Below are 24,600 nucleotides of genomic sequence, written 5' to 3' on the forward strand. Positions count from 1 at the left end.
ACAGGCAAAGTACTTTTTATAAAAAATGCTTTAAGAATATTTTATTTCATATTCTTACTGCCATTTTTTACTTAGCTTAATATAATTAAATAAGGTAAAAGTATAATTTTGTCCTGTACAATGTCTTTACTTCCTAAAAATTATTTAGAAAATTAGGAGGTAAGAAGGATGAAAAAGAGAACAGAACAAAAAGTTATAAGTGAAGTTTTAATCAATGAAAGATTAATAAAAGCAAGCAAGATGAGCAAAGAAAATTTATTAAAGGAAATGAAAAATACTTTAAGTGGATATAGTAAAGAAGAAGTTGAAAGAAGAATTCATAAGTATGGAAAAAATGTAATTTCACATGAAAAGGGTGATTCGGTTTTTAAAAGACTTATTGAATCCTTTGTTAATCCATTTACAGTTGTACTTTTTATTCTTGCAATAATATCAACATTTACAGATATTATTTTACAAACTCCAAAGAATAGGTCCTATAGTACAGTAGTAATAATAATCATAATGGTTACTATTAGTGGAATATTAAAGTTTGTTCAAGAAAGCAAATCTAATAATTCAGCTGAAAAATTAAAGGATATGATAAAAACAACAGCTACAGTTGAAAGAAGAGGTAAAAAAGAAATTGGGCTTTCACAAATTGTACCAGGAGATATAGTTTATTTATCTGCAGGAGATATGATTCCAGCAGATGTAAGAATAATATCTTCTAAGGATTTATTTGTTAGTCAAGCTTCATTAACAGGTGAAAGTGAACCAGTTGAAAAGTTTAGCAAAGATTTAAATTATAATATAAATAATCCTTTAGAAAGTGCAAATCTAGGATTCATGGGAAGTAATATAATAAGTGGATCTGCTATTTGTATTGTAATATCAACTGGAGATTATACTTACTTTGGTTCTATGGCAAAGACAATTACAAAGGACAAAGTTGTTACCAGCTTTGAAAAAGGAGTAAATTCAGTTTCTTGGCTATTAATTAAATTCATGATGTGCATGGTGCCAGTTGTATTTTTTGCAAATGGATTAACTAAGGGAGATTGGGGGGAATCATTTTTATTTGCATTATCAGTTGCGGTAGGTTTGACTCCAGAAATGTTACCTATGATAGTTACAACAAACCTTGCAAAGGGTGCTGTTAAAATGGCAAAGAAAAAAACTGTTGTAAAGAGTTTAAATTCAATGCAAAATTTTGGAGCTATGGATGTGCTTTGTACTGATAAAACAGGAACATTAACTGAAGATAAAATTATCTTACAATATCATCTTGATGTTCAAGGAGATGAAAATGAAAGAGTTCTTAGACATGCTTTTTTAAATAGCTTTTTCCAAACAGGATTAAAAAATCTTATGGATTTAGCAATAATAGATGAAGCTAACAAATTAAATCTTAGTTATTTAAAAGAAAAATATACTAAGGTTGATGAAATACCTTTTGATTTTAATAGAAGAAGAATGAGCGTTGTAATAAAAGATAAGAAGGGTAAAACTCAACTAATTACTAAAGGGGCAGTTGAAGAAATGCTAAAAATTTCTTCAAAGGTAGAATATAGAGGAAAAGTTGAAAGTTTAACAGAGAAAATAAAAAAAGAGATATTAGAAATAGTTGAGAGATTAAATAGTCAAGGTATGCGTGTAATTGCAGTTTCGCAAAAAACTAATCCTTCTGTAGATGGTGTTTTTTCAGTAGCTGATGAATCTAATATGGTTTTAATGGGATATCTTGCTTTTTTAGATCCACCAAAGGAATCTACATTATCTGCAATTAAAGCTCTTAATGAAAATGGAGTATCAGTAAAAGTTTTAACAGGAGATAATGATGGGGTTACAAAATGTATTTGCAAACAAGTTGGAATAGAAGTAGAAAATATTCTTTTAGGATCACAAATAAGTGAAATGGATGATGAGGAATTAAAGAAAAAAGCTGAAAAAATTAATGTTTTTGCAAAGCTTAGTCCAAGTCAAAAGGCTAAAATAGTTAGAATACTTCGTGAAAATGGACATACTGTTGGTTTTATGGGAGATGGAATTAATGATGCAGCAGCAATGTGTAAAGCAGATGTAGGAATTTCAGTGGATACAGCAGTAGATATTGCTAAAGAATCTGCAGATATAATACTTTTACAAAAGGATCTTATGGTATTAGAACAAGGGGTTATTGAAGGAAGAAGAACCTTTGGAAATATAATTAAATACATTAAAATGACTGCAAGTTCTAACTTTGGAAATATGTTATCTGTAGTTATAGCAAGTGTATTATTACCATTCTTGCCAATGTTACCTATTCAAATATTAGCATTAAATTTAATCTATGATATTTCTTGTATTTCAATTCCATGGGATAATATGGACGAGGAGTATTTAAGAAAGCCTAGAAAATGGGATGCTTCCTCAATAGGTAAGTTTATGATATGGATAGGGCCTACAAGTTCAGTTTTTGATATAGTAACTTATATTATTATGTTTTTCATAATTTGTCCAAGCGTTGCAGGAGGACATTATGGTGCACATGGCGTAGATAATTTATTATTTATTTCAGTATTTAATACAGGTTGGTTTGTTGAGAGCCTATGGTCTCAAACCCTTGTTATACACATGATTCGTACTCCTAAACTTCCATTTATAGAAAGTATTGCATCATTACCAGTATTAGCAATTACAACATTAGCAATAATTATTGGAACAGTTATTCCTTACACTATTTTAGGAACCTCATTAGGAATGAGTGCATTGCCATATACTTATTTCCCTTGGTTGTTAGGAATAGTAGTATGCTATATGGTTCTCGCAACAATAATGAAGGGCGTATTTAGAAAACATTATAACGAGTTACTATAGAAAATGTATATAATTTTATCTTCTTATTTAGAATAATATTTATATACATTGTACTATTATATAAATAAGAGAATTATTAAATATATAGTATATATAAGAGGTGATGGGAATGGATATTTTATCAAAAAGCATAAAAAATAAGGTGGTTATAGTAACAGGTGGTACTAGAGGAATAGGATTTGCTACTGTAAAAAAGTTTCTGGACCATGGTGCAAAGGTTGTTTTATGTGGTTCAAGAAAGGAAACTGTAGATAAGGCCTTAAAAGAATTAAATCATATTAATCCTAATTATGATGTACTTGGATTTTATCCTAACTTATTAGATAGTAATGAAGTAAAAGAAATGGTAGATAAGGTTTTAGAAAAATGGGGAACTATAGATATACTTATAAATAATGCAGGAGTTAGTGATAATAAGTCAATATATACCCAAAGTGATGAGGATTTTTCAAAGATAATGGATATTAATGTGAAGGCTATTTTTAATTGTACAAAGGCTGTTTCAGAAATAATGAAAAATAAAAAATATGGAGTGATTTTAAATACTAGTTCTGTTGTAAGTTTATATGGACAAAAAACAGGAGTAGGCTATCCTACATCTAAGTTTGCAGTAAATGGATTAACAAAGTCTTTAGCAAGAGAACTTGGAAGTGATGGCATAAGGGTAAATGCTGTAGCACCTGGAATTATTGCTACAGATATGGTTGCAGCTTTAGACAAGAAATTGGTAGATCAAATAGCTCATAATGTACCTTTGGGAAGAGTGGGAGAACCTGAAGACATAGCAAATGCTTTTTTATTCTTAGCTTCTGATATGGCAAGTTATATAAGCGGAGAAATATTATCTGTGGATGGAGCTGTAGTAATCTAATATTTATAATTTAACATATATGTTTAACAATATATGTTAAATTGTTTGTTAATTATATATTAAGGATACTTATTTTAAAATAAGTATCCTTAATTTTTATATCTTTAAAATAGAAATTTAATCTGATTTTATAAAAAGATGATTATTGATTATTCTTTAGAATTCAAGAGATTATTGTAGATAGAATTTAAAATTAATTAGGACATATTAAATTTAGTTATTTTATTAATTATTTAGATATTACATATTATGAAAAATTTAAGGGAATAAAAATAAATAAAAGAATAAAAATGTGAGGTTAAATATAATGAGAAAATCAAGATTTAATATTATTTATATCATGCTAACTATAGCTACTTTACTTTTCGGATATGTAATATTTTCAGAGACAGAGGAAACTATTAAGGTAGTAGGATTACAAAATGAAAATATAGAGAATACTATTGTTCCTAAGCCATTGCTATATGAAGCAAAGGAAGGAACATTTAAATTTGAAAATGGAATATCAATTTATGTTAAGGGAAAAGATGTTGATGAGACTGAAGAAATTTATAATATAGCAGGAAATTTTGCAGCTTCTATAAAAGAGGTAAGTGGATTTGAAATGAAAGTTTTAGAGGGAGAACCTAATAATGAAAAATCTATTTTTTTTACTACTGTAGAAAATAATGATGATTTAGGAAATGAAGGTTACAAAATAAATTCATCAGAAGATAGAATAGAGATAATAGGAAATAAACCAGAAGGGATTTTTAGAGGAATTCAAACTTTAAAACAAATGTTGCCTCCTGAAATTACAAATAAATCAATTACACCTGGGATAGAATGGAGTATCCCATTAGCTAATATTGTAGATAAACCAGAATATGAATATAGAGGACTTATGATAGATGTGGCAAGGCATTTTTTTACTATTGAAGATTTGAAACGTCAAATAGATATAGCTTCACAATATAAAATAAACAAGTTACATATTCATCTAAGTGATGATCAAGGGTGGAGGTTAGAAATAAAAAAATGGCCTGAATTAACTGCAATTGGAGGATCAACAGAAGTTGGTGGTGGAAAAGGAGGATATTATACTCAAGAAGAATTTAAGGATTTAATAAATTATGCTCAAGATAGATATATTGAAATTATTCCAGAGTTTGATATGCCAGGACACGTAAATGCAGCATTAGCTTCATATGGTTTTTTAAATCCTAATGGAGAAAGAAAGCCTCTTTACACAGGAACTAAGGTTGGATTTAGTACACTTATGACAAATAATGAAAAGACTTATGAGTTTATTGAAGATGTAATAAAAGAGGTAAGCGCTATTTCACCTTCTAAGTATATACATATAGGAGGAGATGAGGCTGATAGCACAAAGAAAGAAGATTATGACTACTTTGTAGGAAGAGTTTCAAAAATAGCTCAAAAGTATGGAAAAATACCTATAGGATGGGATCCAATAGATACCTCTCCGAATATAGACTCCAGTACAGTTCTTCAAAATTGGAAAGATTCTAATGAACAGGCTAGGAAGAAGAATATGAAAATGGTTATTTCTATTGCTAAAAAAACATATTTGGATATGAAGTATAATAAGGATACTCCTTATGGATTAAACTGGGCAGGATATATTTCAGTTGAGGATGCATATAATTGGGATCCAACAGACTTTGCCCCAAAAGATTTGATTTTAGGTATAGAAGCTCCTTTATGGACAGAGACAATTTCAACTGTTCCTGAAATGGATTATATGATATATCCAAGATTAATAGGTTATTCAGAGATAGGATGGACACCAAAAGAAAATAGAAGTTGGAATGAATATAGAGAAAGACTTAAATCACAAGAAATTAGGCTTAGAAATCAAGGGATAAATTACTTTAAAGAAAGTATTTAAAATAAGCTAAACTTAAAAACTATGGAATTTTAACTAATTTCATAGTTTTTATTTTATTTATAGTAAAAAGTGAAAATAAACTCTAAATAAAGATTGATTTTTAATAAATTTTATTATTAAGTTTATAATTTTTAATATAATTTTCAAATTTAATATGGTAAAAATTTGATTTATCTAGTTATCAGATATAAAATATAAACTATATGTTACAAGTTTTTACATAAAAAACATTATTTTATTTAAGGTATATTATTAAATCACTATATTGAAGAAAGTTGGGGACAAAATGAACATAACTCAAGTAATAATAAGGATACTGTTATCTATAATTATAGGTGGGCTTATTGGATATAATAGGGAGTATAAAAATAGACCAGCTGGATTTAGAACTCATGTTTTAGTATGCTTAGGTGCTACTATCGCAGCTTTAATTCAGGTACAGGTTGGTTATTTTGTACTTGGAGAAATAGCAAAGAATCAAGCTCTGTCAAGTATATTACATGTTGATGTAGGAAGAGTTATATGCCAAGTTATATCAGGGGTAGGATTCTTAGGGGCAGGAGCGATAATTCAAACTAAAGGTACTGTAAAGGGTTTAACAACAGCTGCCTCTATGTGGGCCGTGGCAGGGGTTGGTATTGCTATAGGAATGGGATTCTATGTCATAAGCGTTTTAAGTGGTGTTAGTATATTGATAGTTTTAATTTCTCTAAAAAAATTTGAAGATAAATTTATAATAAACACTAATAATTTAAGTATAGAAATAAGATGTAAAGATCTTAAAGCATTAAATGAAATAAATGATTTTTTTGAGGAATATCAAATAAAGATAAGTAATATTGAGTCAATTAGTGAAGAGGTTTATCAATATAAAATAGAATCGCCACAGTTTGTAACAATAAATGAAATTATAAGTGGTCTTATAGCTAATAAAAATATAAGTAGAGTAAAAGAAATAAATTATAGTTGATGAAGGGATTTTACCCTTAAGAATCTTTTTAATTTTACATAAGCCAGTACCTTATTTAAGAATAAAATTTGTAAAATAAAGTGTATTTAAAAGGAAAGTATTAATAAATACACTTTATTTTTTATTATATGAAGTAATTATGTTTTAAAGATTATGAGTTAAAATATCTTTAAAAACTTTACTATGTTCTAGGTCTTTACTTAAAGCTTGAATTACATATATTATATTTTTTTCTGAAATTTCATTTTGTGATGATATATTCCAAAGTATTAAATAGCTTTTTATTAGTTTATAAGTATTTATAAGTTGATTAATACTTTGGTTTAAATCTTCACCTGTATTAAATGGAATTATATCCTTAAAAATTTGATTTACTAAGTAATTTTCAAATATGTATGAGTACTGATTAAAGTAAGTATCTAAGGATTTTAAGTGGTATTCATATATATTATTTAATAAATTTTGATCTTTATTTAAATCTGATAAAAAGATTTTTAGCCTAGTACCAATGACTTTGCTTAAAAGATTTTCATCTAAAATAATATTAAAAAAGTTAGTAGTAATACTAACTGGAACAACTGTGCTATAATCAATAAATTCAGTTATATTTGATGGATTTTCAGTAATTTGTTCAAGTAAATCTTCAATTGCATAAAAGTTTTCTTCGTTTTTTAGAGATTCTAAGTTTTTATAAAAGGCTTTTAATATACTTAGTCTCTCTTCAATAGAGAAATTTCTGTTTTGCATAATATTTATTGATATAACTCTTATATCCCAAAAGTATTGAATTAAATTATCTGAATCTATAAAAGCTTCACTATCTATTACTCTACGTATTTCTATGGAATCTTCATCAAACTCTTCTTCTATTTCTATAAACTCCATTTTTTCTTTGTTTAAAAAAGCTTTAGAACAAATTTCTTCACAGGAAGGAAGTCCGCTTTTTTCGTATATATTATCTATAATATTAAAAACTCTTGGATATCTTCTACAGGTTATAGATAAGTTTTCTTCTCCACATTTGCCATGAATTTCACAAAGTAAGTTTTTATTTAAAAATGGACATTTACTATCTTCTGTTATTTTCATAAATCCATAATTAAATGAATCATCTGATTCAGAGTTTTTTAGGTATTTTCCAGTTATTAATTCTTTTAGCTTACCTTTATCATTTTCATACTTATTAAATGTATTTTCATCTATATTAATATCCCAACCAGCGCAACAGGTATCAATGCAATTAGGGCCTATACATTTAAATGTCTTCATATATTGGGGGATAAAAAAGTTTGCTTTCAAAACAACACCATCTTTCATTTAAAAATTATACTGCCTTAATATTTTATCACTTAGTTTTATAAATAGTTAGTAATTTTTTATAAAGTAAGATTTAGCAAAAATAAATTAATAAGTACATATTATTAATTTATTGAAATAACATATTGAATTTAATATGTAAAATTAATGAAAAATATAGATTTTTCATTAATTTGATCATTAAAATAATGATATTATTTAGTTAATTGAGAATTTTTATAAATAAATTTACTTAATTTATATGATGGGAGGAATAATTTTGAATATTCATATTAGAGATATGATTAAGTCAGATATTATTAATTTTAATAAAGAGTTTAAGTTACAAGGATGGGAAAAACCAATTACATTATTTGAAAGGTATTATGAAGAACAAGAAGATGGAATTAGAAAAGTTTTTGTGGCATGTAATGAGAAGCAAGTTCTTGGCTATGCAACACTAATTCCAAATGATGAAAATGGACCTTTTGCAAATATGAGAATTCCTACTGTTCGTGATTTTAATGTTCTTGAAAAATATCAGAATAAGGGGATAGGCACAGCTTTACTTGATAAAATTGAAAATACTGTTAAGAATTATTCTAAGAGTATTTGTTTAGGGGTTGGTCTTCATCCAGGTTATGGTTCTGCACAGAGACTATATATAAAAAGAGGATATATTCCTGATGGGAGTGGAGTTTGGTATAATAATATGCTTTTAGAGCAGAATGCTCAGTGTAAAAATGATGATGATTTAGTATTGTATTTAATTAAAGAATTTATTTAAGATAAATAAAATGTTTAAAAAATAGTCAATATTTAAATATTGGCTATTTTTATTAAAATAATTACTTTTAATTTTAAATAATTCTACTTATAAATTATTTGTTATAATAAATATTTGATGATCAAAATAACTCGTGGTATAATGACTTACAAAATTCTTTTATAAAGGAGAGCATATGAATAAGGTATATTTAAAACAAAAAGATGAAACGGGTAAAAGATGGAGTAAGTGGAAAAAGTGGACTTGCGGAATATTAATAGGAATAATAGTATGTATTATTTTAGCTTTAGGATTTGGAGGAAACTATTTATATAATTTAGCTATAAATCCAGAGACACCAAAGGACATAGTCTTTGAATCAACTGAAAGTAGTAAAGATGTGGTTACAATAAATAGTACAAGTGGTCCAGTAAGCATTTCAAGTGAAGAATGGCTTTTAAAGGAAAGTGGTTATGAAGATTTATATATGACTTCAAGAGATGGGCTAAAATTACACAATTATCTTATAAAAAAACCAAACTCTAATAAGTGGATTATTACAGTACATGGTTATACATCTCAAGGAAAATTAACATCATACTATGCAAAAAACTTTTTTGATATGGGATATAATGTTATAATTCCTGATTTAAGAGGTCATGGTACTAGTGAAGGTGATTATATAGGAATGGGATGGGACGAGCGTTTAGACATAATAGATTTAATTAATTACATAATAAAAGAAGATAAAGAGGCAGAAATTGTTTTATATGGTATATCAATGGGGGCAGCTACAGTTCTTAATACATCAGGAGAAGAACTTCCAGAGAATGTTAAGGCCGTTGTAGCAGACTGTGGATATACTAGTGCATGGGATGAATTTTCTTATCAGTTAAATAAACTTTTTGGATTACCTGCTTTTCCAATGATGCATATAGCAAATTTAATAACAAAAATTAGGGCTGGATATTGGATAAATGAATCATCACCTATTAATCAAACTTCAAAATCAAAAACACCAACATTATTTATTCAAGGAGATGAAGATACCTTTGTTCCATCCTTTATGGTAGAAGAACTTTATAATGCCTCTTCTGCTGAAAAGGAAAAATTAATAGTAACAGGAGCTGGACATGCTAAATCAAGCAAGGTTAATCCTAAACTTTATTGGGAAACAATAGATGTTTTTTTAAGTAAATATGTTAGTTAGTTTTAAGTAATAAAAATAAATTATAATTAGATATAAAATAAAGAATACACATAGAAAGTTTTGAAGAATTTCATAGTTCAGATTAAATAATATCTAAAAAAATACAAACAGTAATATTTTATTACTGTTTGTATTTTTATGTCTTAAATATATGATTTTAATTTTTTTATTACATAGCAGCTTTAGGGGAAAATCTAGCTTTAAGTATTCCTATTATAGCCGGTAAAATAGAAACAACTATTATACCTATAATAACTATTGAAAAATTTTCAGCAACAATTTTTATATTACCAAAGAAATATCCTAAACTTGATACAAGTATAACCCAAATAAATCCACCAACTGCATTGTAAGTTAAAAAGTTTTTATATTTCATTGTTCCTATACCTGCAACAAAGGGAGCAAAGGTACGAATTATAGGAATAAATCTAGCTATTATTAATGTTTTTCCACCATATTTATCATAATAAGTATTAGTTTTTTCAATATACTCTTTTTTTATAAGCTTAGAATTAGCAAGTAATTTGCTACCTAAAAATTTACCAATACTATAGTTTAAAGTATCTCCAAGTATGGCTGCAATTAATAACAATGGTACTAATATGTAAATATTAATCATACCTAAAGCACAGAAAGTAGCTGATGCAAATATTACTGAATCTCCAGGTAAAAAAGGAGTTACTACTAATCCTGTTTCTGCAAGAATTATTAAAAATAAAACCAAGTAAGTCAAGGTTCCATAATTATTGATAAAAACACCTAGATATTTATCTAAATGCAATATTAAATCAAAAAAATTGCTTATTAAGTTCATAAAAAATCTCCTAACTAAAATGAATAAATCTATATTTTATTATATTACTAATTTAAATATTATTCATTAATTTTTTTGAATAAAATGTTAACTGGATCCGGCAATTAGATTAATTATACTAATATTGGAGTAACTATATAAGTTATTACTTATTAATATTCTAAATAAAAAATATATTAGTTATTAATATTTAGAGATTATAATAAATATATGGAATAGTTGTTCATGATTGTACATGATTTAAAAGGAGAATATAAATGTATAAATTAACAGTAGAAGAAAAGCAAATATTAAAAGCGAGAGGTATATTAAACCAAAAGCAAGAAGAATTTTATGCTATAAGGTTTTTAAGTAAAGTTGGATATTTTAAAGCAGAAGAGATGATTGCTTTATCTGAGATTGCTAAAGAATATGGAAATGGAGAATTAAGTTTAACTAGTAGATTAACTGTGGAAATACCGTATATAAAGGAAGAAAATATAGATAAAGTAGTAGAAATATCAAGAAAAAAAGGCCTTAGAATTGGAGGAGCAGGAAAAACTGTTAGGGCTATAGTTACATGTAAGGGAACTGTTTGTAAGCATGGACTTATTGATACAAGAAAAATTGGAGAATTATTTGAGGATAAGTTTTTAGGAAGAAAGGTTCCGGCAAAATTTAAAATAGGAGTTTTCGGATGTATAAATAGTTATGGTAAAGCTCAAAGCAATGATTTTGGTATTATACCAATTATGAATTCAGAAAGTAAGGAAGTAGAATTTTTAGTTTTTATAGGTGGAAGATCTGGTAGAAAAGCTAGAAAGGCAGAGCCTATGAAGAGAAGATTCAAGGAAGAAGAATTATTAAAACTTCTAGAATGCACTATAGATTATTATAATGAGCTTGCGGGTGAAAAAGAAAGATTAGCAGAAATTATTGAAAGAATTGGAGTAGAAGAATTTGAAAAAAATATAATTCAAAGATTTAATGCTTAAATATTATAAGAATTACAAATACTTTGAAAAGAGATGATATGCTTGATTGAAAAGAAAATAGTCATTGAAGAGAATATTTATTTAGAAAAGTTTTTTGAACACAATAGAAAATATGAAGATTATATAAGAAATAGAATATACAAAGGTACATTAGATTTAATAAATAATAATCCTCATAAGATTAAGAAGGTAAGAGGATATAAATATAAGAGCAAAACCATATATGAATATAAGATTCCCTTAGAAGCTGGATTGGACTGTAGGGTTGCATATATTTTTCATAAAGAAGAGATAATTATATTTTTTATTTCCAATATAATTATAAAAAATGAATTTACAAAATTGGTTTCAAAATTAAAGGATGTAAAGAAAATATAAAAGGAGATATATAAATTGGTAAGTATAGCGGATTTTGTAGATGTTGCTTTATATACACTAAAAAGAATAGAAATAAATGATAAAGTTAATTTTAAAACATTTAAAAAAGATAGACAAGTTGAAATAGAAAAAATAGATAATAGATTATTCAATGTAATTGAAAATGGGTTTGACAGGAAAGTCTTTTTAAATCTTGATGAAAAGAACTTAAAGAGAACTTTGAAATATTTACAAAAAAAAGAGTTTCCTAAAAGCAATAAGCTTTGGTATAAAATAATAAAAACAAAGAAATAAAAATATGATTTAAATATTATATAAACTTTTTGGCTATTTTAAAATAGAATATATTGTAATTAATAATATTAAGGAAGAATTTACATGATTAATTCAAATGATAAAATAATTTTAGATTCTAAATTAGGAAATGTTATATCAAAAGATGGGAGAGATAAAGTTATCTTACTTGGATCATATTATCAAAGTGGGAGTAACTTTGTTGAAAACATTGAAATAGTTATAAATTCATATAATGATAAAAAAAGTTTGGTTACTAAAGTTAACTATACAGGATATAATTTAGAACTTTTTTTAGGAGACTTTAATAAGGATGGATTAGATGAAATCATGTTAAGGGGAGCTTATGGAGGATCAGGAGGATATGAAATAGCCAGTGTTTATAAGTATAAAAATGGTAGTCTAGAGGAGATTTTTAGTCCAGAAATATTTGGAAATAAATATACTTTTAAAGCTCAATATTTACCAGGTAATTTAGTAGAGGTTGTTTTACCACAATTAGAAGAGAAATTTATCTTTAATATGAATAATAAACCTAAAACTTACTTAGACATGATTTATGAAGAAAATGGAGAGGTAAGGAAGGGGGCCATACCTGTAGCTTCATCTATTAACGAAGCATTTCCAATAAAAACTGTTTATAGTCAGGAAATTTATCTATTTATAAGACAGAGAGTAGTTGGTGTTTCTAATGCAGATACAATTGGCTATATTGAAAGTTTTCTTAGTTTAGAGAATGATAATATAACTATTCTTAATATTGGAGCTTTTAATTTTGGAGAAAAATATAATAAAAACATTGAGAAAGAAATTTTAGGAGAAAGAGGAGGAGGTTATAAAGAGGAGAGAAACTACCCACAGTGGAATGATGAATATTTTAGAGGAAATGAATTAAAAGAAAAATCATCTATAGAGTTAAGTGGAGTAAGATGTATAAAAACTATGAATTCTTCATTTATAGATTTTTATAAAACTTATGCAGAAGAAGATCTTTTATTAAATAAGGAGATAGATTTAATAAAAAATTCTAGTAGTATTGAAAGTAGGAAAGAAAATACTGAACTTAGCAGAAGTAAAAAAGAGAATCATATTCCATTTAATATAGCAAATAAGTTTCCAATTGAAACTGAATTTTTAACCTTAGAGAATTTAGAGGATAATAATCTTCTTAGAATAGTATCAGAAGGAAAAGAAAGTATATTAATACCATATTTATTAGATAAAACTCCATATTTAGCTTTATTAAATAAAGATTATGAATCCTATATGCTAAAACATAATTTTAGAGGTGAGGGTTTCTCTATAAAGGATTTATTTATTTTGAATTTAGGAAAGGAAGTATTGGTATTCATAGGTTTTGAAGTAGATACTAAGCTAAATAAGCTTCATATTTTAAAATTAAAAGATGGAAAGTTAGTTAAGGCTTTTAATGAAAATGAGTATTATTATAGTAAGGTATTCCTAGAAAATTTAAATAATGATAAGGAAGCTGAACTTATTATTTGGATAAATGAAATAGAGGAAGCTTACAAAATAGAGATTTACTCTATTAAAGAAAATGGATTAAAGAAAACTAATAAGTTTGATAAAGATTATTATGAAAAAGTAGTAGACTACTATAAAAATCTTATAGAGAATTATGGTAATAAGAGGATATATTCTTATTATTTAGCCTTAGCTTATGAAAAAAGGCGGGAGTATAGAAAGGCTATAGCTGTAATTGATGATGCATTAGAAGAGGAATTTCCATATCCATCAGTAGAGAGATTAAAGGAATTAAGAAAGAAACTAAAAAAATTAATTAAATAGTTTAAGTATATACGATAACTATATCTAAGTGTTAGAATTTATTTAGATATAGTTATTTTTATATTTTGATTTATATATAAATATTGTTTTTTATAAATTTATATATTTTAAAAAGATAAGAATTTAAATTTTATCATATACTTGTTTTTATGATAAAATTAAATTCTAATAGTATATAAGTAAAGAAGGATGAAATTTATGAATTCAAATTTATTAGAGGTATTATTAGATAACATACCTTATTCAGTATGGTTGATAGGCATAGACAGTAGGTTTATTTTTGTAAATAAATACTACGCAGATACTTTAAATTTAAGTAAAAAAGAAATAATTGGTAAAAGCTTGAGGGAACTTTTTAATAAAGAAATGGCGGATGAATATATAGAGAATTATAAATTAGTAACTAAAGAGGGAAAACCAAAGCTTTTTTCAGGATATGCAGAGAATCTTGGATATCCCAAAGGGACTTTTTTAGAATGTTATTTAGCACCTATAAAAGAAGAGGGAGAAATAACATGTTTTTTAGGAATTCTTCAGGATCAAAGTGAAAGAAAGAAAAATGAAGAAGAGCTTATAAATCAAAAGGAGCTTTTAAATACTATTGTTGAAACTATACCAGATGGAATCTATCATAAAAATAAGGATGGAAAATATTTAAAGTGTAATGACACTTTAATTAATGAGTATTATAAAAAAGATAGGGAAGAGATAATAGGTCAAGATATAAAGAAAATTGCCAAAGAAATTTGTAATAAAAATGATTTGTTTAAAGAAAAAGGTGTCATTGATAATTTAATAGCTCAAGATAAAAGTGTTATTAGTACTAAAAAGAAAGTAAAGGGAAAAATACGAATAAAAATTAATGGGAAAATAAAGTACATAGAATCTATTAAAGTGCCAGTTATAGATAATAATGGAATGATTACAGGAATTGTAGGAATTGTCAGGGATATAACTGAGAATGTTATTCTAGAAAATAGATTAAAAAAAATGAGTTATAGAGATAAACTTACAGGTCTTTATAATAGAGCTTATTTTGACGAAAAGCTAGAAGAGTTAAATAATGAAGAATTTTTTCCTTTAAGCTTTGTAATGGGAGATTTAAATGGACTTAAAGTAATAAATGATGCTATTGGACACTTAGAGGGAGACAAAATTTTAAAAGAGATTTCAAAAGTAATAAAAAAATCCTGTAGAAAAGATGATCTTATATTTAGATGGGGAGGAGATGAATTTTGTATTCTTTTACCTAAAACAACAGAAGCAGAGGCAGAAGCTATATGTAATAGGATAAGAAAAAATTGTAGACTTGCTGATGAAACTATAATACCTTTAAGTATAGCTCTTGGAGTATCTAGTAAAACAAATATAAGTAAATCAATAGATGAAGTATTAGTAGAAGCTGAAGATAAGGTGTATAGAGAAAAATTAGTAAATGAAAAGTACATAAGAAAGAATATAGTAGATGCATTAAATAAAGAACTCTTCTTAAGACACGGAGATATTAAAGATCATATAAATAGGGTTAAAAAGTATGCTGTAGAACTAGGTAAAAAGATGGATTTATCAGAAAATGAATTAAAAAAATTGAAAATGCTAGCTAAACTTCATGATATAGGAAAAGTAGGAATTCCAGAGGAAATATTATCTAAGCCAGGTGAATTAACAAAGGAAGAGTATGAAATAATAAAAACTCATGCTGAAAAAGGATATAGAATTGCTATGTTTAATCCAGAGTTTAAAAAAATAGCAGGATGTATACTAGCTCATCATGAGAGATATGATGGTACTGGATACCCATTAGGACTAAAAGGTGATAATATACCCCTACTTGCTAGAATTATAAATGTAGTAGATTCTTATGACGCTATGATAAATAAAAGGATTTATAGAGAAAGACTTAGTATTGAAGAAGCTAAAAATGAGCTTAGAAAGAATTCAGGTACACAATTTGATCCCGAAATTGTGGATAAATTTTTAGAGTTAAAAAGAATATAAATATAGATTCTAAATTTTTAATATTATTTAAATATAAACATGAAATTTATAATTAAGGTGGATGGAAGCAATGGATTTTTTTGATCTAGTTAATAAAAGAGAAAGTGTAAGAGGATATTTAGATAAAGAAGTTGAAAAAGAAAAGATATTAAAAATAATAGAAGCGGCAAGGGTAGCACCATCAGCTTGTAATGCGCAGCCATGGAAATTTGTTATTGTTAATGATAAAAGTTTAGTTGGAAAAATTGCAGAGAATTTGTATGATCCTATGATAGGAATTAATAAGTTTGCCCTTACTTCACCAGTCTTTATAGTTGTGGTTGGAGAAAAGAGAAATTTAACGTCTAAAATGGGTGAGCTTATAAAAAAGAAAGATTATACCTCTATGGATATAGGAATAGTATCAGAACATTTATGTTTAGCTGCTACAGAATTAGGTCTTGGAACCTGTATGATGGGTTGGTTTAAAGAAAAAAATATTAAAAAGCTTATTGATATTCCTATGAATAAAGAGATTCATTTAGTTATTTCATTAGGATACTATGATGAAAAAGTTACAAGAAGAAAAATAAGAAAGAATATTGATGAAATCTATTCTTTTAATAAATATAAATAAGCAAAGTCAAACTAGCATATTAAAAGCTAGTTTGTTTTTTTATAAAGAAGCTTGCTTTTAACTTTATTTTTTATTTAATGCATAAGAGTATTTAAGTTGCATTTAAGTCTTAATTTTATCTATTAGATTTTTAAAATTGAGAATAAAAAACTATTTTATAATTTAAGAAATTAGATGATTTTATATGTTATGTAAATGTGTACAAAAGGTTAATGGGATGATATAATTAAATTGTAATTATTTGGCTTTACTTTTATATTTAATAATTAGGGGTGAGGATATGGTTTTTACAATTAATGCTTATAAAATACCTTTAGAGTCAGTTTATAGACTGAAGAATAATAATAATTGGGAGCCACAAGAACACTTTTTAACTATTGACTTTGAAAATGATATGATATTTAACACACATGAAGAAGCTGAAAAATGGCTTAGTGATAATAATATTATCCTTATAAACGAGGAAAAGGTTAATGTTTCAGAATTTCAGGTAGACTGTTATGATGTTGAGAACTTTAACATTGAAATAGTAGTACATAGAAGAACAAAGCCTAGTATTTTTACTGAAAAAGATGTTAGGAGAGTTTTAAAGGAAGGCGATGATAGATATAATAATTCCTTAATAATAGACTTTGAGGGTAATTTAAAGTTAATACAAAGTAATCCGGAAGAAATAATATATCATTCTAACTATGCTGTTAGTAATGAGGTATATAATAGTGGAAATGGATTTGTGGGAAGAGAATTTAGCGACTTGTATATTAAATATATTTATTTAAATTTGTTAGACAATTGGGTTTTACATTTAGAATCAGGAAGGAGTATTTATGTAACCTGTTATGAAGATAACATTGATGAAGAAAATACAATTTATAAAATAAATCAATTGTTATCTGATATGAATTTATTAAAATAAATGAGATGCAAATCTTATATTATATTTTAGTTATTTTTAGTATAAAAGTAGTTTGAGATAGTAAGAGGAGTGAGTAAATTGAAAATAACCACATTAGTAGAAAATACAAAAATATCAGATGAATATGAAAATAAGCATGGCTTATCATTTCATATAGAAACAGAAAAACATAATATACTTTTTGATTTAGGGCCTAAAAGTACGTTTTTAGGAAATGCAAAGAAATTAAATATAAACTTAAAAGATGTTGATATTGTAGTAATATCTCATGGACATAACGATCATGGTGGTGGATTAGAAGAGTTTTTAAAAATAAATGATAAAGCTAAAATATATATACACAAGGATGCTTTTAATGAGTATTATAGCATAGCAGGAATTTTCAAAAAATATATAGGATTAGACAAAGAATTAAAGTCAAATTCAAGAATAATATTGACAGAAGGAGATATGAAAATAGATGATGAGTTATATTTATTTTCAGGAGTAGAAAATAGATATAAAATATCTAAATTCAATAAAGTGCTTTATAAAAGAGTTGATGGTATGTACTTAGAAGATGATTTTGTTCATGAACAAAATCTTATAATAACAGAAGATAATAAGAATGTATTAATGGGTGGATGTGCTCATAATGATATAAGAAATATAGTTGACAAGGCAGAGGTTATAATAGGAAAAGATTTAGACTATGTTATAAGTGGTTTCCATATTTTCAATCCTAGCACTGGAATAAGTGAAAGCGATTTATTTATAAATGCTTTAGGAGATAATTTAATTGAAAGAAATACTAAATTTTATACTTGTCACTGTACAGGGATGAAAGCATTTAAAATGTTAGAGGAAAAGTTACAAGATAAGATAGAATATATTTCTACTGGACAGATTTTAAATATATAAAATATAAGGGGTTGTATCAAAATAACTTATAAATGTAAAATTAAGTGATTGATACAATCCCTTGACTATTTTTTAGATAAGCTTTTGTGTTTGGTATAAAATTTCTAAGTTTGAAAAAAGTATAAAAATTAATTAAAATATTAATATAAATAAAAGAGTAAAGTGGAGGAGAAAAATGGAATTAGATTTTTTACGAATATTTGCTACTTTATTAAACCTATCTTTAATAATTTTAATTGTATATGTGGTAGTTAAGATAGTAAAACATATAATAAAGTCATTTAATAGATTAGAGAGAATAGAAAATAAGTTAAACGAAATATCAGAAACTCTAAAAGAAAATAATAAACAAACTTAATATGTTGAAATTTTAACTAATTTAAAATATTTACATGGATAAATTTTCTTGAAATAGAGGGAGTTTTTTAGTCAAATTAACAAATTTATTAAAAATAAAAGAAATTTTCAAATATAAGCTTGACTATTTTTTAACATATGTATTATAGTATAATTGTTGTTAAAATAGTATTAAAGTTTTATTAAAAAGAATTGTATTTGTGTCATAAATCATAGAGGGAGTATAATTTATGGCATCATTATTAGCAGAATTAATAGGAACAATGCTACTTATCATACTTGGTGATGGTGTTGTTGCAAACGTAGTTTTAAAGAAAACAAAGGGAAATAGCTCAGGATGGATAGTTATAACTACTGGATGGGCATTAGCTGTTGCTATACCAGCAGCTATATTTACTAGCGTAAGTGGAGCATTATTTAATCCAGCATTAACAATAGCATTAGCTATAGTTGGCCAATTTACATGGTCTCAAGTTATTCCTTATATAATCGCACAACTTTTAGGAGCTTTTTTAGGAGCTGTTGTTGTCTACATAACTTACTATAATCATTTTGAAGAAACAGAAGATCAAAATTCAAAATTAGGAGTATTTTGTACTATTCCAGAAATAGAAGATCATAAAATAAACTTCCTAACTGAATTTATAGGAACTTTTGTTTTAACTTTTGCTGTATTAGGAATAGGAGCACAAAATATAGATTATGGTGTTAAAGTAATTATAGTGGGATGCTTAATATGGGCTATAGGATTAAGTTTAGGTGGTCCAACAGGATATGCAATAAATCCAGCTAGAGATTTTGGTCCAAGATTAGCACATTTCTTACTTCCAATACCTAGAAAAGGAAGTTCAAAGTGGGAATATGCTTGGATTCCTATAGTTGCACCTATAATAGGAGCAATATGTGGAGCCTTAGTTTATGTAAATATATTTTAATAAGCTTAGGTAAATAAGTTTAAAATTATTATCTATACATCAATATAGATAATAATTTTTTTTTGCAACTTTAAAAGTAAATAATTTAATTGTGTGTTTTAATATTATTTTTACAGTAAGATATATCGTATATATTATTAAATCTCTTAAGAGGAGGAAATATGGCAAATTTATTAGATATTAGAGAAATTTTAGACGTTAATTCCTTTCAGAAAATACAAGATGACATAGCTAAAGCAACTGAGTTTGCTATTATTACAGTAGATTATAAAGGAATACCAGTTACCAAGCATAGTAGATGCAGTGAATTTTGTAGATTAATAAGAGAGCAAAAAGAATTCTCAAGATTATGCGAAAAATGTGATTCAAGAGGTGGATTAGAAGCTGCTAGAGAGGGAAGTTTTTACATATATAAATGCCATAGAGGACTTGTTGATGTGGCTGTTCCAATAATAATTGATGGACAATATTTAGGTGCAGTTATGGTAGGACAAGTTTTAATAATGAATGAAGATGACTACAATTTAGAAGAAGTTCTTACTCAAAAGTTGGAATATAATTCAGAAGTGAAGGATCAAATTCTTGAAGCATATGAAAAGATTCCAGTATTAAGTTTTGATAAAATAAAAGCTGTTTCAGAGATGATGTCACATGTAAGCAATTACATTGTTGAAGAAGCTTTGCTTAAAAGAACTCAAAATGAGATTTATACAAAAAATATAGAAATTGCAAGGGCAGAGAGAAGCAAGCTAGAACTTGAAGAGGAATATAAAGCTTGTCAGTTAAAAGCGCTTCAATCTCAAATAAATCCTCATTTTTTATTTAATGTATTAAATAGTATAGCATCTTTAGCTATTATAGAGGATGCCCCTAAAACTCAAGAAGTAATTTATAATTTGTCATATATTTTAAGGTACACTTTAAAGAAAGCTAATAAAATTGTAAGGCTTGATGAAGAGATAAATCATGTTAAAGCATATTTAGAAATTCAAAAGGTGCGTTTTGGAGAGCGAATAAAATATAATATAGATTTTAAGGAAGAGGATTCAAACGTTAAAATTCCATTTATGGCACTACAAGTTTTTGTTGAAAATGCAGTTTTACATGGAATTGAAGAAAAGGAACAGGGAGGAACCATAAATCTATCAGTTAATAATAAGGATGATAATATGATTATTACTATTTCTGATGATGGTGTTGGAATATCGGTTGAAAAACTCTGTGAAATTAGAAATGAAATAAAAAGTAGAGACAAAGTTGATTTAGATAAGGTTGGAATAAATAATGTAAATAAGAGAATGCTTCATTATTACGGTGAAGACTATAGTATAAATATAGAGAGCAAAGTTAAAAAAGGTACTAAAGTAGAAATTATAATACCTAGAAAACTTTAGATAAAGGGAGTGCATTTTTGTGGTTAGCATAATGGTTGCTGATGATGAGCAGTTAGAAAGAAGCGTTTTGATTGCTATATTAAAGAAGAATTTAAGAGTTAAGGAAATTATTGAGGCTAAAAATGGAAAAGAAGCTTTAGAATTAAATAGGGAACTTAACCCCGATATAATAATAATGGATATAAAGATGCCAGGAATTAATGGAATTAAAGCATTAGAACTTATAAAAAAGGAAAATCCTAATAAGGAAATAATAATGCTTACAGCATATGATGATTTTGAGTTTATACATAAAGTTTTAGTATTAGGTGGATCAGATTATATACTAAAACCAATAAAACCAGACAAAATAATGGAAATTGTTGATAATATTATAGATAAGGTTGAAAATAAGAGGATAGAACTAGGCGATAAAAAACATATTGATGAAAAATATTCAGATAGTAGCTTAAACAATGAAGAGAAGATTGTAGATAAAGTTTCTAAGTATATTGATGATAATATGGATAAAATGTTGAAGTTAGAAGAATTGGCTTCAATTTGTAATTTAAGTCCAGGATATTTTAGTAGGATTTTTAAAAAGGAAACTGGAAAAACAGTGATTACTTATATAAATGAAAAAAAGGTAGAAAGAGCAAAAAAACTTTTAAAAGAAAGTAAAGAACCTATAATCAATATATCATTAGACTTAGGTTTTGATGATTGTGGGTATTTTATAAGGGTATTCAAAAAGATAACAGGATTAACTCCTAAAGCTTTTAGAGAAGGATAATTAATTATTAAATTAACAAACATAAGATTTTTGTGAGAAATGTTACAAAATAAAAAATAGAAATAGGATAATATATTGTTATAAATAAAGCAAGTTTTATAGGAAAATATAGTTATAAATCAATAAATATATTAAAAAAATGACATAAGAATAGGATTATTTTAATTTTCATACAGATGAAGTTAAAATAATCCTATTTTTTTATTTAAAATACGACAAAAATTTAACATAATAGATGAAAATTTTCCGATGGAATTTGATTAAAATTATATTAAAATCTAGACATAGACAAAAAATTAACAAATGAATTTGAATTTGAAAGTGAGGAGACGTTAAAGTGAAATCTAAAAGATTCCAAGTATTATCAGAACGTCCTGTAAACCAAGATGGACTTATAGGGGAGTGGGCTGATGAAGGCTTAATAGCTTTAGATAGTCCAAATGATCCAAAATCATCAATAAAAATAGAAAATGGAATAATTACTGAATTAGACGGCAGATCAAGAGATGAATTTGATATGATAGATAAATTTATAGCAGAGTACGCTATAAATATAGAAGATGCAGAAGAATCTATGAAACTTTCATCTAAAGAAATAGCAAGAAGATTAGTTGATATAAATGTTAGTAGAGATGAAATAGTAAAAATCACTACTTCAATAACACCAATGAAGGCTGTAGAAGTTATTCAAGAAATGAACGTTGTTGAAATGATGATGGCTCTTCAAAAAATGAGAGCAAGAAGAACACCTGCTAACCAATGTCACGTTACTAACGTAAAAGACAACCCAGTTCAAATAGCAGCAGATGCTGCAGAGGCTGCTTTAAGAGGATTCGCAGAGCAAGAAACTACAGTAGGTATAGTTAGATATGCACCTTTCAATGCATTAGCTATCTTAGTAGGTTCACAAGTAGGTAGAGGAGGAGTTTTAACTCAATGTGCAGTTGAGGAAGCTACTGAACTTGACTTAGGAATGAGAGGACTTACAAGTTATGCAGAAACAGTTTCAGTTTATGGAACAGAATCAGTATTTACAGATGGAGATGATACTCCATGGTCAAAAGCATTCTTAGCATCAGCTTATGCTTCAAGAGGACTTAAGATGAGATTTACATCAGGTTCAGGTTCAGAAGCGTTAATGGGATACTCAGAAGGTAGATCAATGCTTTACTTAGAATCAAGATGTATATATATAACTAAGGGAGCTGGAGTTCAAGGATTACAAAATGGTGCAGTTAGTTGTATAGGTATGACAGGGGCAGTTCCATCAGGAATAAGAGCAGTTCTTGGAGAAAACTTAATAGCTGCAATGCTTGATATAGAGGTTGCATCAGCAAATGACCAAACATTCTCACATTCAGATATAAGAAGAACAGCAAGAATGTTAATGCAAATGCTTCCAGGAACAGATTTCATATTCTCAGGATATAGTGCAGTTCCAAACTACGATAATATGTTTGCTGGATCAAACTTTGATGCAGAAGACTTTGATGATTACAACATACTTCAAAGAGACTTAAAAGTTGACGGTGGATTAAGACCAGTTACAGAAGAAGAAACTATAAAGGTTAGAAATAAAGCAGCTAAGTGCATACAAATAATCTTTAGAGAATTAGGATTCCCAGAAGTTACTGATGAAGAAGTAGAAGCTGCAACTTACTGTCATGGAAGTAAGGAAATGCCAAACAGAAATGTAGTTGAAGATTTAAAAGCTGCAGAAGAAATGTTAGAAAGAAGAATAACAGGATTAGATATAATAAAAGCTTTAAGTAAAAATGGTATGGAAGATATAGCAAATAACTTATTAAACATGCTTAAGCAAAGAGTTACTGGAGATTACCTTCAAACTTCAGCAATTTTAGATAAAGATTTCAATGTTATAAGTGCTGTTAATGATGTAAATGACTATATGGGACCTGGAACAGGATATAGACTAGATGGTCAAAGATGGGAAGAAATTAAAAAAGTTCCTACAGTAATGAGACCAGAGGATATAGAGTAGGGGGAGAATGACAATGGAAGAAAGAACTTTTATACCAGAAATAACAGTTGAAGAAGTTGGAGAAGCTAAGGTTGGTTTAAGATCAGATGAAGTTGTTATAGGATTAGCACCTGCATTTTTAAAATATCAAAATAAAACAATAGTAGGTGTTCCTCATACTGAAACTTTACTTGAAATCATAGCAGGTATTGAAGAAGAAGGACTACATGCAAGAGTAGTTAGAATTTTAAGAACATCTGATGTATCTTTTATAGCTCATGATGCAGCTTGTTTAAGTGGATCAGGAATAGGTATAGGAATACAATCAAAAGGTACTACAGTAATACATCAAAAAGATTTATTACCACTAAATAACTTAGAATTATTCTCACAAGCTCCACTTTTAACTCCAGAAACATATAGATTAATCGGAAAAAATGCTGCTAAATATGCTAAAGGTGAGTCACCAACACCAGTACCAGTAAAAAATGACCAAATGGTTAGACCTAAGTTTATGGCTAAGGCAGCTTTATTACACATAAAAGAAACTAAACACGTTGAACCAGGTGAAAAGCCAGTTCAATTAGAAGTTAAGTTTTAATTTAGAAAGGATTGAAATC

The 24,600-nt window shown here is 27.0% G+C and carries 22 protein-coding genes; 20 read left to right on the plus strand and 2 right to left on the minus strand.

Features of this window, described 5'->3' with window-relative positions; translation table 11 throughout:
• Positions 1-168: 168 nt before the first annotated feature.
• From mgtA to ACYUCG_RS02760, 4 genes are all read left to right on the plus strand, one after another.
• Positions 169-2,838, plus strand: a complete 2,670-nt coding sequence (gene mgtA, locus ACYUCG_RS02745) for a magnesium-translocating P-type ATPase (protein WP_460268043.1) — start codon at positions 169-171, stop codon at positions 2,836-2,838.
• A 109-nt stretch (positions 2,839-2,947) separates the two neighbouring features.
• Positions 2,948-3,709 carry an SDR family NAD(P)-dependent oxidoreductase gene (locus tag ACYUCG_RS02750; RefSeq protein ID WP_283704286.1) on the plus strand — a complete coding sequence of 254 codons (762 nt, stop codon included), beginning with the start codon at positions 2,948-2,950 and terminating at the stop codon, positions 3,707-3,709.
• A 307-nt stretch (positions 3,710-4,016) separates the two neighbouring features.
• Positions 4,017-5,600 carry a family 20 glycosylhydrolase gene (locus ACYUCG_RS02755; protein WP_460268046.1) on the plus strand — a complete coding sequence of 528 codons (1,584 nt, stop codon included), beginning with the start codon at positions 4,017-4,019 and terminating at the stop codon, positions 5,598-5,600.
• Between the two features lie 286 nt (positions 5,601-5,886).
• The gene (locus ACYUCG_RS02760; protein ID WP_415319136.1) at positions 5,887-6,570 is read left to right on the plus strand and encodes an MgtC/SapB family protein; all 684 of its coding nucleotides are present in this window, start codon (positions 5,887-5,889) and stop codon (positions 6,568-6,570) included.
• 144 nt (positions 6,571-6,714) lie between these two features.
• Here the strand turns inward: ACYUCG_RS02760 and fliB are convergent, their stop codons facing one another.
• Entirely contained in the window at positions 6,715-7,869 is a 1,155-nt protein-coding gene (gene fliB, locus ACYUCG_RS02765) for a flagellin lysine-N-methylase (RefSeq protein ID WP_460268182.1), read from the minus strand.
• A gap of 277 nt (positions 7,870-8,146) precedes the next feature.
• Here fliB and ACYUCG_RS02770 point away from each other — a divergent pair, with 277 nt between their 5' ends.
• Together ACYUCG_RS02770 and ACYUCG_RS02775 are read left to right on the plus strand one after the other, a co-directional pair.
• On the plus strand, positions 8,147-8,653 hold the full coding sequence (locus ACYUCG_RS02770; protein WP_060795310.1) for a GNAT family N-acetyltransferase: 507 nt from the start codon (positions 8,147-8,149) through the stop codon (positions 8,651-8,653).
• 175 nt (positions 8,654-8,828) lie between these two features.
• Entirely contained in the window at positions 8,829-9,842 is a 1,014-nt protein-coding gene (locus ACYUCG_RS02775; protein ID WP_460268047.1) for an alpha/beta hydrolase, read from the plus strand.
• 169 nt (positions 9,843-10,011) lie between these two features.
• Here the strand turns inward: ACYUCG_RS02775 and ACYUCG_RS02780 are convergent, their stop codons facing one another.
• Positions 10,012-10,656 carry a DedA family protein gene (locus ACYUCG_RS02780; protein ID WP_060795314.1) on the minus strand — a complete coding sequence of 215 codons (645 nt, stop codon included), beginning with the start codon at positions 10,654-10,656 and terminating at the stop codon, positions 10,012-10,014.
• Positions 10,657-10,913: 257 nt separating this feature from the next.
• On the opposite strand from ACYUCG_RS02780, the gene ACYUCG_RS02785 reads away from it, so the two are divergent.
• The 14 genes from ACYUCG_RS02785 to ACYUCG_RS02850 all read left to right on the plus strand — a co-directional run bounded on the left by ACYUCG_RS02785 (position 10,914) and on the right by ACYUCG_RS02850 (position 24,581).
• Positions 10,914-11,630 carry a nitrite reductase gene (locus ACYUCG_RS02785; protein ID WP_283679832.1) on the plus strand — a complete coding sequence of 239 codons (717 nt, stop codon included), beginning with the start codon at positions 10,914-10,916 and terminating at the stop codon, positions 11,628-11,630.
• Between the two features lie 42 nt (positions 11,631-11,672).
• Positions 11,673-12,008 (plus strand): hypothetical protein, encoded by a 336-nt coding sequence (locus ACYUCG_RS02790; RefSeq protein WP_306424333.1) that lies wholly within the window; start codon positions 11,673-11,675, stop codon positions 12,006-12,008.
• A gap of 15 nt (positions 12,009-12,023) precedes the next feature.
• Positions 12,024-12,302, plus strand: a complete 279-nt coding sequence (locus tag ACYUCG_RS02795) for a hypothetical protein (protein ID WP_060795321.1) — start codon at positions 12,024-12,026, stop codon at positions 12,300-12,302.
• 84 nt (positions 12,303-12,386) lie between these two features.
• Positions 12,387-14,111: a hypothetical protein gene (locus ACYUCG_RS02800; RefSeq protein ID WP_460268050.1), complete on the plus strand. Its 1,725-nt coding sequence runs from the start codon at positions 12,387-12,389 to the stop codon at positions 14,109-14,111.
• Positions 14,112-14,309: 198 nt separating this feature from the next.
• Positions 14,310-16,109, plus strand: coding sequence for an HD domain-containing phosphohydrolase (locus ACYUCG_RS02805; protein WP_460268051.1), 1,800 nt, complete (start codon positions 14,310-14,312; stop codon positions 16,107-16,109).
• A 70-nt stretch (positions 16,110-16,179) separates the two neighbouring features.
• Positions 16,180-16,725, plus strand: coding sequence for a nitroreductase family protein (locus ACYUCG_RS02810; protein ID WP_460268053.1), 546 nt, complete (start codon positions 16,180-16,182; stop codon positions 16,723-16,725).
• 280 nt (positions 16,726-17,005) lie between these two features.
• A complete protein-coding gene (locus tag ACYUCG_RS02815; protein ID WP_060795327.1) occupies positions 17,006-17,641 on the plus strand; it encodes a hypothetical protein in 636 nt (211 codons plus the stop codon).
• A 78-nt stretch (positions 17,642-17,719) separates the two neighbouring features.
• Positions 17,720-18,541, plus strand: coding sequence for an MBL fold metallo-hydrolase (locus ACYUCG_RS02820; protein WP_460268054.1), 822 nt, complete (start codon positions 17,720-17,722; stop codon positions 18,539-18,541).
• A gap of 175 nt (positions 18,542-18,716) precedes the next feature.
• On the plus strand, positions 18,717-18,899 hold the full coding sequence (locus ACYUCG_RS02825) for a hypothetical protein (protein WP_460268055.1): 183 nt from the start codon (positions 18,717-18,719) through the stop codon (positions 18,897-18,899).
• 229 nt (positions 18,900-19,128) lie between these two features.
• A complete protein-coding gene (locus tag ACYUCG_RS02830; RefSeq protein ID WP_003451988.1) occupies positions 19,129-19,833 on the plus strand; it encodes an MIP/aquaporin family protein in 705 nt (234 codons plus the stop codon).
• Between the two features lie 161 nt (positions 19,834-19,994).
• Positions 19,995-21,227, plus strand: coding sequence for a sensor histidine kinase (locus tag ACYUCG_RS02835; RefSeq protein WP_415319128.1), 1,233 nt, complete (start codon positions 19,995-19,997; stop codon positions 21,225-21,227).
• A gap of 19 nt (positions 21,228-21,246) precedes the next feature.
• Positions 21,247-21,999, plus strand: coding sequence for a response regulator transcription factor (locus tag ACYUCG_RS02840; protein ID WP_460268056.1), 753 nt, complete (start codon positions 21,247-21,249; stop codon positions 21,997-21,999).
• A 337-nt stretch (positions 22,000-22,336) separates the two neighbouring features.
• Positions 22,337-24,001: a propanediol/glycerol family dehydratase large subunit gene (locus ACYUCG_RS02845; protein WP_060795337.1), complete on the plus strand. Its 1,665-nt coding sequence runs from the start codon at positions 22,337-22,339 to the stop codon at positions 23,999-24,001.
• A 13-nt stretch (positions 24,002-24,014) separates the two neighbouring features.
• The gene (locus ACYUCG_RS02850) at positions 24,015-24,581 is read left to right on the plus strand and encodes a propanediol/glycerol family dehydratase medium subunit (protein WP_060795339.1); all 567 of its coding nucleotides are present in this window, start codon (positions 24,015-24,017) and stop codon (positions 24,579-24,581) included.
• Positions 24,582-24,600 lie beyond the last annotated feature (19 nt).

The organism is Clostridium sp. CTA-17 (assembly GCF_054767895.1).